Source organism: Clostridium sp. DJ247 (genome assembly GCF_014231265.1).
The window spans coordinates 1-12515 of the sequence record NZ_JABAIW010000057.1 but is presented as its reverse complement, the minus strand read 5'-3'; the positions used below and the strand labels follow the sequence as shown (position 1 = coordinate 12515).

At 28.7% G+C, this 12515-nt stretch carries 8 protein-coding genes; 6 read left to right on the top strand and 2 right to left on the bottom strand.

Going from position 1 to position 12515, the window contains the following annotated elements; all coding sequences use genetic code 11:
- Positions 1–732: 732 nt before the first annotated feature.
- The 4 genes from HGI79_RS18515 (at position 733) to HGI79_RS18500 (ending at position 6686) form a co-directional block, all read left to right on the top strand.
- The gene (locus HGI79_RS18515) at positions 733–2478 is read left to right on the top strand and encodes an EAL domain-containing protein (RefSeq protein ID WP_185652164.1); all 1746 of its coding nucleotides are present in this window, start codon (positions 733–735) and stop codon (positions 2476–2478) included.
- A 24-nt stretch (positions 2479–2502) separates the two neighbouring features.
- A complete protein-coding gene (locus tag HGI79_RS18510) occupies positions 2503–4875 on the top strand; it encodes a PAS domain S-box protein (protein ID WP_241428264.1) in 2373 nt (790 codons plus the stop codon).
- A gap of 352 nt (positions 4876–5227) precedes the next feature.
- Complete coding sequence (locus tag HGI79_RS18505; protein ID WP_185652163.1) at positions 5228–5653, top strand: flavodoxin; 426 nt, start codon at positions 5228–5230, stop codon at positions 5651–5653.
- Positions 5654–5774: 121 nt separating this feature from the next.
- On the top strand, positions 5775–6686 hold the full coding sequence (locus HGI79_RS18500) for a Gfo/Idh/MocA family protein (protein WP_185652162.1): 912 nt from the start codon (positions 5775–5777) through the stop codon (positions 6684–6686).
- Positions 6687–7085: 399 nt separating this feature from the next.
- On the opposite strand, the gene tpx is transcribed toward HGI79_RS18500, so the two are convergent.
- Both tpx and HGI79_RS18490 read right to left on the bottom strand, forming a co-directional pair.
- A complete protein-coding gene (gene tpx, locus HGI79_RS18495; RefSeq protein ID WP_185652161.1) occupies positions 7086–7580 on the bottom strand; it encodes a thiol peroxidase in 495 nt (164 codons plus the stop codon).
- 29 nt (positions 7581–7609) lie between these two features.
- Positions 7610–8497 (bottom strand): DUF2156 domain-containing protein, encoded by an 888-nt coding sequence (locus HGI79_RS18490; RefSeq protein WP_185652185.1) that lies wholly within the window; start codon positions 8495–8497, stop codon positions 7610–7612.
- A gap of 350 nt (positions 8498–8847) precedes the next feature.
- Here HGI79_RS18490 and HGI79_RS18485 point away from each other — a divergent pair, with 350 nt between their 5' ends.
- Both HGI79_RS18485 and ymfI read left to right on the top strand, forming a co-directional pair.
- Entirely contained in the window at positions 8848–11334 is a 2487-nt protein-coding gene (locus HGI79_RS18485) for a methyl-accepting chemotaxis protein (protein ID WP_185652160.1), read from the top strand.
- Positions 11335–11434: 100 nt separating this feature from the next.
- The gene (gene ymfI / locus HGI79_RS18480) at positions 11435–12178 is read left to right on the top strand and encodes an elongation factor P 5-aminopentanone reductase (RefSeq protein ID WP_185652159.1); all 744 of its coding nucleotides are present in this window, start codon (positions 11435–11437) and stop codon (positions 12176–12178) included.
- Positions 12179–12515 lie beyond the last annotated feature (337 nt).

Genomic DNA, 12515 nt, shown 5'->3' with positions numbered 1-12515 from the left:
ATATATATTTACATAGATTAATGCCTATTGTAACAAGTATGGGGAATTAAGGAAAAATCCAGGTTGAGACAGTTAAGCTATAAGGTGTAGAGTTTTTAACTTTACATCTTTTTTGTATTGAAAATGTTAAATTAATGCTATATTTTAATTAAATTGTTGTAGAATAAAGTTAGCTATCACATGATTATAAATAAATATATGCATATGAAAAATATTAACTATTGTTATATTTTAAATAAAGAAAAGGAGGGGGATGGTGAAGCAAATATCCACATTAAAAACTAAATTAGGTTTTAATGTGGATATTTGTGTTATCAGGATTAAGTAAAAAGTAAAAAAATAAGAAAACAAGAAGATTTATTAGTATTTACATTAAAAAAATTCAAAATAAAAATAAAAAAAAGCAAAATTTACTGAAATTTTTAACAATAGGTAAAAATTTCAGTAAATTTTGAATGATTTTTACTTGAAAATAGTGTATAATTATTGTAATAATTACTATTTTATAATATGAATAGTAATACAACAAAGGTTTTAAATGGATATTTGATGTAACATGAGAATTTAGGTTAACACATAAACTTATATAAACTTGTTTACTTAACTGCAACCCCAGTAGTATTTAAAGACAAGGAAAAGGAAGTTATCAGGAAGTACTAACTGTTAACCAGAGTTTAGATGTACTTGTATTTAAATATATAAATCAGATAAAGAAGTAAGGAAGGGTTAGTGTTGAAAATATTAAATAATAATTTACCAAAATCATCATTTAAGAAAAGCAGATATTTAGATTTAAATAATGAAGAAAAATATAAGTTAATGTTGGAAGTAGCTACCAATATCATGTGGCAGTGGGATTTTCAGAATAATGAGTTTTATATTTTAGGTGATTTTAAACCCATAACTGGTTTTAATAATAATGAGATAAATAGTATAAATGCTTTTACACATAAAATAATTCATCCAGAGCATATAGATAAAGTTAAGCTTGATTTAGAATCACATTTAACAGGTAAATCAATTTATTTTCAGAGTGAATTTAAAATTATTACAAAAGATAGTGAAGTAAAGTGGATTTTTATGAGAGGTAAAGCTCTTAAAAATTCTGAAGGCGAACCAATATGGATGGCTGGGTCAATTACAGATACAACAGAAAGAAAGAGAACCGAAGAACAAGCAACTTATATGGCATATCATGATTTACTCACCGATCTACCAAATAATACCTATTTTTCTCATAAATTAAATGAAGCTATAAATGAATCAAAAATTAATCAGAGTAGAGGTGCAGTATTTTTTGTTGACATAGATAATTTTAAAACTGTAAATGATACCTTAGGACATAATTATGGTGATTTATTGCTAAAAATAGTTGCTGAATTATTAAAGTTGTCAGTTAAAGATTATGGTACAGTTGCTCGTTTTGGTGGAGATGAATTCTTAATTCTAATACCTAATTTTGATAATGAAGAACTTTTATATGATATTTGTGAAGAAATAATTGATAGTTTTAAAAATCCATTTGAAGTTCGGGAAATGCAAGTGTATTGCTCCGTTAGTGTAGGAATAGCTTTATATCCAGATAATGGTACAAACTCAACGGAAATATTGAAAAATGCGGATACAGCTATGTATAATGCAAAATTTAAAGGAAAAAATAATTACTCATTCTATGATAAAAAAATAGCTGAATCAATTATGAGAAAAAGCAAAGTAGAAAATGGACTTAGAACTGCATTAAATGGTAATCAATTAGAATTATATTATCAACCTCAAATAAATATAAAAACTAATAAGATTAAGGGATTAGAGGTGCTTTTAAGATGGACCTCCCCAGAGCTTGGAGTTGTCTCACCAGATGAATTTATACCTGTAGCAGAAGAAACAGGCTTAATTTTAAAAATCGGTGAGTGGGTACTTAATACTTGCTGTAAGCAATGTAAAGAATGGCTTGATAAAGGATATGTATTTGATACATTTTCTATAAATATATCTCCAGTTCAAATGCAAAAAAAGTATTTCTTAGATTTGATTAACAAAGTACTGTTAGAAAATAATCTAAAACCTGAGTTCTTAGAAATAGAAATAACAGAAGGAGTTTTAATTAAATCAATTGAAGAAAATGCTGAGTTGCTTAAAGAACTTATAAGTCTTGGAATTAAAATTTCAATAGATGATTTTGGAAAAGGATATTCTTCTTTAAACTATTTGACGGTTTTACCTATAAATACACTAAAGATTGATAAATCATTTGTAGATAACATTAATAATGATGTGAAACAAAGATCCATAGTTGAATGTATAATTGAACTAGCTAAAAAGCTGAAATATGACGTTATTGCTGAAGGTGTAGAAACTGAGGAACAAAAGAAGTTATTAGACGTAATTGGATGTTTTTATGTACAAGGCTACTACTACAGTAAACCACTGTGCAAAAGTAAAGTTGAGAAGATATTAACTAAGAATAAGCCTATTTAAGTAGAATTAATCGAGGTGAGTATATTGACTGCAGAAAATGAAAAGTTATTAAATTTATATAGAAGAATGACCGATAACACAACAGATATAATTATGTTAACAGATTACCAGGGGAAAATATTACATGTTAACAAGGAAGCTATGAAAGTTTATGGTTATACATACGAAGAATTTTTAAAAATGACTATTTTTAATTTAAGAAACCCTCAGATATCAGCATATGTAAATTCACAATTTAATAAAGCTAAGTTGGAGGGTATAGAGTTTGAAACATGGCATTATAGAAAAGATGGTTCTAGCTTTCCTGTTGAAGTTAAAGCAGTTGGTTTAGAAGATGAAAAAGATAAATATGTGGTGAGTAGTATAAGAGATATAACAAAAAGAAGACAAAATGAAGATGAAATGAGAATTTTAGCTTCTATAGTAGAGTCTTCTGATGATGCCATTTGGGGAAAAGATATAAATGGTATTATTAATAGTTGGAACTCTGGTGCTGAAAACTTATATGGGTATAAGAAAGAAGAGGCAATTGGAAAACATATATCTATAATTGTTCCAGATAACAGTAAGGATGATGTTGAAGAGATTCTAAATAAAATAAGGCTTGGAGAGAAAATAGACCATTATGAAACTATCAGAAGAAAGAAAAATGGGGAAACCGTAATTGTTTCAATTTCAGTATCACCAATTTATAATATAGATGGTGTTATAGTTGGTGCCTCTACCATAACAAGGGATATTACATCAAGAAAAGAGCTTGAGTATAAGCTAGTAAAAAGTGAAGAAAAGTATAGATTGTTATATAAGTCTATGAATCAAGGTGTTGCACTACACGAAGTTATATTGGATGAAGAAAATAATCCTATAGACTATAAGATTATAGATACAAATAATAGTTTTGCTAATTTGACGGAAGTTAAACTTGAAGAAATTTTTAATAAAACTCTACATGAAATTTACCCTGAAAATACACAAGTTTTAATTAAACAGTATAATAAAGTATTGTTAACTGGGAGTCCTGAATACTTTCAAACATATGATGAAAAACTTAATAAGTATTTTGATATTTATGCCTATAGGCCTAAAAGTGGACAAGTTGCAATTTTGTTGACTGATACCACAGAGAGAAAACTAAGAGAATGTGAGTTAGCTGAGAAGTATGAAGAGTTATCAGCTGTATACGAAGAACTTACTGCCACTGAGGAAGAACTAAGAAGCAACTATAAAGAGTTAGAATTAGCTAAGGAAGAGGCAGATAAGGCAAATATGGCAAAGAGTCAGTTTCTTGCAAATATGAGTCATGAAATAAGAACTCCTATAAATGGGATATTAGGAGTAGCTCAGCTACTAGAGTTTACAGAATTAAATAAACAGCAGAGAGAATATATAGAAATACTTAAATCATCATCAGATCATCTACTTGATATTATAAACAATATTCTTGATATTTCAAAAATTGAGTCTGGCAAATTTCAATTAAATTTTAATAAGTTTAATATTAGAGAAGTTATAGATATGATTATAAAGGAGCTATCCATAATAGCAGATAAAAAAAATATAGAAATAATGTATTATTTAGATCCATTTATTAATCATGAGCTGGTTGGGGATGCTGTTCGACTAAATCAAATATTAATAAATTTAATTAACAATGCTTTGAAATTTACAGAATGTGGTCATATTTATTTAAAGGTTAAAAAGTTATCTGAAAGTACAGATAAATTAAAATTAAAATTTTCAATAGAAGATACAGGTATTGGTATACAAGATGATTTTAAAAATGAAATATTTAAAATATTTACACAGGCAGAAACAACTTATACTAAAAAATATGGTGGAACTGGACTTGGACTTGCCATATCCAAGGAACTTGTAAGAATGATGAACGGTGATATATGGTTTGAAAGCGAAGTAGGGAAAGGAAGTGTGTTTTATTTCACTGCTGAGTTTCTTTTAGATAAAAAATATAAAGATAATAGTGAACATACAAATGCTAATTTACCAGAGATTATAACAAATGAAGCTTTAAGTAATAAAACTATTCTTGTAGTTGAAGACAATGAAATTAACAAAAGAATTGCATCAGGATTTTTAAAACAATTAGGATATAAATATATAAGTGTATCAAATGGACAGGAAGCTATTGAAAGTTTAGATGACAATAGTATTGATATAATATTAATGGATATACAAATGCCAGTATTAAATGGATTCGAAGCAACTAGAATTATAAGGGAAAGAGAAACTGTATCTGGTAAACACATACCAATAGTTGCAATGACCGCTTATGCAATGACAGGTGATAGGGAAAAATTTATTGAGTGTGGAATGGATGATTATATTGCAAAACCTTTTAATATAAACATACTTAGTGATGTGCTAAAAAAGTATAGATAAAAAACAGCATATTCCTAAGTATAATTCAAGTTTTAAGCTTGGAAGTATAGAAGTACATATACTAGAAAGTTTAATAAACTAAAATTTATTTTGTTTATCTCCGCGTTAAGTGCAAGGATTGTATATTAATGCGGAGATTTTTATATAAAGTAAAATTTAGATAATGGTGAATTATAATAATATGTATATTAGTGTGTAATTACAATTTTGGTAATAATTTCAAAATAAACTTGAAGCTAAAAGTTATATAGTGTATAATAAAAAATGTAAAATAATAACTTTTATCATAGGATAAAAGTTATATTTAAATTGTTTTAAATAAAATTCTAAGGTATGAAAGGGGATATCAATTATGAAGAAAGTTGCTATAATATACTGGAGTTATTCTGGAAATGTAGAAGTTATCGCAAATCATATAGCTCAAGGAGCACAAAATGCAGGCGCTGAAGTTATAATAAAGTATGTACAAGATGCAAGAACTGAAGATGTTATATCAGCAGATGCTGTTGCTTTAGGAAGCCCATCTTTAGATGACAATAGTATAGAGCAAGATTATATGGCCCCATTTGTTAAAGAATTTAAAACCCTTCCTGTAAATGGAAAATCTTTAGTTTTATTTGGATCATATGGTTGGGATGATGGTGTCTTTTTAAAAGAATGGAAAGAGACTATGACTGATTATGGATTTAACTTAGTGGGTGAACTAGCTGTAAAAGAATCTCCTAACGCTGAAGAACTTGAAAAAGCCAAGAATCTTGGAGAATTACTTGCTAAATAATAATTTTTATATATGAATATAAGAAATTTACTAAAGGTATTCATTATGAATGCCTTTTTATTTTATCTTTGGGCTAAAATTAACTTTATTTAGATTATAATAATATTTTGGAGGGCTTAAAATGAAGATTGGTATAATCGGACTTGGTAACATTGCTCAGAAAGCATATTTGCCTATAATAGGAAATATGAACAATATTGAATTGATTCTGTGTACACGAAATATTGAAAGCTTAAGGTATGTAGCTAACAAATATCGAATAACTCAATGCGTAAATACAGTAGAAGAATTAGTTAATACAGGTATAGAAGCAGTATTTGTACATGCAGCAACAGAGGCACATATTGAAATATTAGAAAAACTGATAAGCAGCAACATACACATATATATAGACAAGCCTATAGCAAATTCTTATGATGAATCACTAAAAATAGTTAAACTAGCAGAACAAAAAAACTTGATTTTTATGGTTGGTTTTAATAGGAGATTTGCACCAATGTATAAGATATTAAAAGAGCAAAGTAACCCGGATTTAATAATTATGCAAAAAAATAGAGTAAATTCTCTTAATAAAATACGTGAAGTTATCTTTGATGATTTTATTCATGCAATTGATACTACAAGATACCTTATGCCAGGAGATATAAATAATATGCAGGTTAACTATTTAGTTGAGGATAAAAAGCTTTATAATATAATAGTAAAGCTAGAATCAGAAAATTGTACTGCAGTGGCTATGATGAATAGGAATAATGGCATTAATGAAGAAGTTATTGAATTGATGAGTCCGGGTAATAAGTTAGTAGTAAGAAATTTAGAACAGTTAACTTGTTTTGATAATGGAGAAGAAAAGGTAACAAGACATAAAGACTGGGATCCTATTTTATATAGAAGAGGGTTTCAGGAAATTATAGAAAGCTTTTTAGAGGCTGTTAAGTATAATAAAAATGCAGCTATCTCTCCTCAAGACGCTTTAGTTAGTCATGAATTATGTGAAAAAATTGTTTATACCATAGAAAATAACATAGTATAATAAGCAATTAAATAAAGAAGTAGATAGTTTTTATGTTAGAAGTTTTTAAACATAAACTATCTACTTATTTATATTTAGTTATAAACAGAATTCTTGGCTTCAGGTGGAGTTTGTCGATGACCACTGGGCAAATTACTGGTTATCACCAGCAAATATGTCCGTTAAATGCCATTTAGGCATTTAACCTCCATCTGAAGCTTAGAAGTCGTTATCCAGAGACGTAGCCGCTCTTTACTCCCAGTTAAGCAGAGAGCCCAAATCTATGATTTGGTGCGAATCGGTTAAGCAGGCATACAAAATCTGCGATTTTGATATGGTCGCTTACTCTGTGAGTACTCCTCTGAAGAGGAGTTTCCTATAAGATGGGAGTATTAAAGCGGGTAGTCATCGAATAAAAAATTATTTAGCTTCTTTTGCAGCATTTAGTATAGCATCATAGTTTGGATGATTTGTAACCTCAGGGACATATTCTACATAAGTAAGCTTATTATTACTATCTACTACAAAAGCAGCTCTTGCTAGTAAGCCTAAATCCTCTATATAAGTTCCGAAGTTTTTGCCAACTAATCTATCCTTGTAGTCAGATAAGGTTATTACGCTTTTAATATCATGTGCAGCACACCATCTTGATTGTGCAAAAGGTAAATCCATAGATATGGTATAAACTGTAACACTAGGTATTTCAGCAGTTCTTTCATTAAAAGTTCTTGCTTCTAAATCACATACAGGTGTATCTATGGATGGAACGGTTAGAAATATTCTAACTCCCCTTGTATCTTTTAATGATACTGGTTGTAGAGAGTTATCTATAGCAGTGAAATCAGGTATAGTGTCTCCTTTCTTAAGTTCTGAACCTAAAACTTTTATAGGGTTTCCTTTAAATTTTAATTCCATAATTAAACCTCCTAAAATCATCTATTAATTTATTTAATAATAAATTTTTTTGCTAGCATTGCAGGCATATAGGACATTTTAGCCTTACGAAGTCCTTCGATTCCTAAATCCTGTTCTCGATTTATATAAGTTACATTTTTAAAATATCTTTCTGCAAAAACCTGATTAATATAAGTATATAAACCTCTAATATCAGGATCAGCTTTTTCGATGTGAATTATAGCCATATTATTATTCATTTTTTCACCTATAGTAAAGGCTGAAAGCTTATCTTTTATATATACAACCATGCCAAATAATTCAAGCTCTGAAATGTTTTCTAACAAATCCTTTATGGAACTTAATTCATGCAACAAGTATCCCTTACAAATACTTTTATGACACCACTCTATAGCTGCTTTAATACATAGCTCTATATTTTCAGGCTTTATAATATCATTAGAATATTTATAGTTTTTTATAAAGTGATTATAGTTATTCTTTTTTTTGTGCAGTTTCTTTCCAGAAAGACTTATAAGCTTGCTACTTTCATATATATAGTCAGAGTTATCCCTATCTTCTTCTATGGTAAATTTATGGTTTGGGAATACGTCATTAAGATCTTGAATAAAACTTTCTTCTACATCCTTCATAAAATATTGAAGATTTAAAACTTCTTTACTTTCAAATAAAAAATCTATTATTTCTTTTAAGTTTTCCTTAGTATATCCAACTGGCTGCATAAAGTGGTAGTTATTACTAAAATCTGTTTTTTTTATTATTAGTATATTATTGCAGATAGCATATTGGATATCTAAAGCTTTTCTCCAGATAAAAAGATTAGTAAAAGAATATTCACAGGTATTGAAGGTATATGGTTTTAAAAATTTATCCAGTATTTTTTTATCATCAAGAGTTAAAGGCTTAAAGTCCATCATTATAATATAAACATCCTTTCCATATAGTAGGTGTTGAAGAATAATAATCATTAAAGCCTGCTTAATAATCATTATATTATAAAATTTTACATTAACAAAGTATGAAATTGTAATAAATTAGTTAACAAAATTTGTATTTTTTATTTATAATTATTGACTTATATAATTAATATTCCAAAAAAATAGAGTAATTTATATTGATATAAGTTAAAACCGTGTTAAATAATGTATTAATTAATATTAATTAATAGGTTAAATGATAAAATATATAATGAAAACTTAGTTTGGAAAATATCAAATATTATTTAAATTAAGCAATGATGTGCTTAATATTTTAGGAGGAAGAATAATTGATAAAATTTCAACGTTTTAATCCTATAAAAGTTAAAAATATAAATTTTGAAGCTTTAATTAAGGATATAAAGCTTGTAACTTTAATTAAGAGTATTCCAACAGGTATTGCAAGTAAAGTAGGACTAAAAATAATTATTGAAATTGGATTGTTACTTATAGCGGTATGTAGCACTTTGGGGATAGTCTCTTATTATAGTTCCTATAGAGCTTTAGGTGATACTATTAATTCTTCTCTTCAGTCTAAGGCGGCAGAGTCATCAAAACTTATAGCTGCAACTTTAGCACAGGATATAAAAGCTATAAAGGAAGTAGCTGCAAGACCTGAAATTCAATCTATGAATACTACCCTACAAACGCCGGTTCTTTTGTCAGAATCAAAAAATTTAGGATACATAAGTTTAAATGTAGTTGAATTAAATGGTACAATTCATTTTCCAGATGGAGGGAAATCACAGGTGGATATTACTGGTGGTTCGGATGATACAGAGTATTTAAAAAAGGCTATAGAAGGAACTCCAGCTATATCAGATCCTATATCTAATACGCAAGGTGAACAAATAATAGCTATGGCAGTACCTATAAAAAATAGCGATAATAAGGTAGTGGGTGTATTACTTTCTAATATATCTACTAAAAATCTTAATGATATAGTTCAAAAAACTAAAGTAGGAAATAGCGGTTATTGTTTTATTATAAATAAGAAGGGAACTAAAGTTGCTGATAAGGATTTGAAGTTGGTATTAAATAAAGATAATACTATAAAAAATGCAAAACAGGATTTAAGTTTAAAACAAATAGCTAGTTTGGAAGAGAAAATGATAAAAGGAGAAAATGGATCAGGATACTATGAAAAGAATGGGATAGAAAAATTTTTAGCTTATGCACCAGTGCCTAATTCAGAATGGTTTTTAGGTATAACTATTGATAAAAGTGAAATATATAGTCCGACTAATATATTAAAGAATCAAGTTATTATCATTACTATAATCTTTATAATATTAGGAAGTGTAGTTGGATTCTTTATATCTAGATCCATAAGGAAACCATTACTTAAAATTAAGGAGTATGCAGAAGAACTTTCTAAATGCAATTTATCACATAGAATTGATATAGAAAGATGTGATGAATTTGGACAGACAGCTCAAGCATTAAATTTAGCTATAAATAATATCGAGAAAATTATAGGTTCAGTAAAGCAAGAAAGTATAAGAACATTAAGTGCTACAACAAATGTAAATCATATGTTTGTTGATGTACATGGGAGAGTTCAATCAGTATCTAAAATAGCAGAAAAAATTTCTGCAAGTATGCAAGAATCTTCAGCTTTTATTGAATCGGTAACTGAAAAGGCTATTGTGGTTAAAGATGATATAAATAATACCGTAGATGAAATAGAACAGGGATTACAGCTTGCCAATGAAATTAAAGATAAAGCAAAATTAATGAAGGAAGAAACTAAGTTATCTAGACTAAAAATGGAAAAGTCTTATGAAGAATCTAGACAAAAAGTGAATAAGGCACTTGAGGATGCAAAAGTTGTTCAAAGGGTTTCAGTTGTGGCTGAAGGCATTAGAAATATAGCTAAGCAAACAAATTTACTTGCATTAAATGCCGCAATAGAGGCAGCTAGAGCAGGGGTACATGGCAAAGGTTTTACTGTTGTTGCTAACGAAGTTAGGAAGCTGGCAGAACAGTCTGCTGGTGCTGTAACTGATATACAAAAAAATGTTAGAGGAGTACTGGCAGCAATGGGAGAGCTTTCCGATTCTGCAGAATTTATGTTAAATGTTATGGAGAATGATGTTCTTAAAAACTATGAGAAAGTTATAATGATAAGTGAAGACTATGAATCAGACGGACAAACATTCCAACAAGTTATCCAAAGATTTTCAAACTTATCACAGGATATGCGTGTTTCTATCGAAGAGATAGCTGGAAGCATGGAAGCATTAAATCAATCTGTTTATGAGTGTGCTAGTTCCTCAAGTGATATAGCATCTAACATAACGGAAGTTAGTGAAGAAAATGAATATATATCTATTCAATCTAAAAATAACGCTAAAGGGGCTGAGCAACTACTTCAGTTAGTAAGCGAATTTATCATAAGAGAAAATTCAGACACTAATGAAGGTCACATGGTTCATGAAGAACATGAAAACATAAAGTTAAACAACTCTACTGAATACTTAGAAGCAGAAGAATCTAATATAGACGAACACGAACTAAAAATTATAGATGAAGAAAAAATAAGTAAAAATTCTATAATTCCTGTTTGTGAATTAAGGGATATAAACAATGTTTCATCTGAAGAACTAGTAATTACTGTTGAGGATAAAAAGCAACATAAGGAATCAGTTGATATTATTAGAGATTCAATATTTAATGATAAAGTTGCCCTTGCAACAATAGAGGAAGAACAAGAGGAACAAGAGGAACTAGAGGAACAAGAGGAAGATAAAAAAGAAAATCTGGATTTACAATAAAACAGTTATCAAAGATGTGGACCGGATAACGAATTTGAAAATTAAGAAGAAATAGCGTAAAATTATATCTATATATAAATTAAAAAGAGGGTAATATAAATTGGATAACTTAACGGGAAAAGTAGCAGTTATAACAGGTGCTTCGAGAGGTATTGGCAGAAGTATCGCTGTGGAGCTTGCTAAGGCTGGAGCTAACATAGTAATAAATTATAAAAATAACGAAAAAGAAGCAGAAAAAACTTTAGAGAGTGTAAAATCTTTTGGAGGTTTTGGAATTTTAATAAAAGCAGATGTAAGTATTTATAGTGAAGCTAAGGTGCTTATAAATAAGTCAATAGAATACTTTGGGAAGATAGATATACTCATAAATAATGCTGGTATTTCTAAAGTAGGATTGTTTATGGATATGAAGGAAGAAGAATGGAATATTATATTAGATATAAATCTTAAAGGAGTACTCAACAGCTGTCATAGTGTGCTAGAGCATATGGTTAAGAGAAGGAATGGCATTATAATAAATATTTCTTCTATATGGGGAAGTACGGGAGCTTCCTGTGAATCTATTTACGCCACTTCTAAAGGTGCAGTAAATTTGTTTACAAAATCCTTAGCTAAAGAAATGGCTCCCTCAAATATTAGGGTAAATGCAATAGCTCCAGGTGTTATTGAAACTGAAATGAATAGTTGGCTAGTTGGAGACGAGAGAAGGCAATTGGAAGAGGAAATACCAATGGGTAAATTTGGAGAAGCACAAGACGTAGCTAAAATTGCTGTATTCTTAAGTGGAGAAGGAGCTAAATATGTAACAGGACAAGTTATAACTGTAGATGGTGGAATGATATAAATAGAAGCAGATGAATTAAAGAAGCTTAAGATTTAGAATGGAAAGAGACAACACTTATAAAAAGAATATCATTAAGTAGTATATAAAGGGCTAGCAATATAAAGTTTGCTAGCCTTTAATTTAAGTTTTCGTTATAGACATCGACAGTTTAAATTTAACTTATACGTAGGTATATATTACTGATGTTGAAGTCACATTTAAATAATTTTTTATTAGTCTTAGCGAAAATTTGAGAAAAATCTTAGAACCTTAGATATGTCTGAGGTACGAGTTTATCAAAGTTCTTAGATTTTTCTCAAATTTAAGCTTTAGACTAATTAAAAATATTTAACGTGAC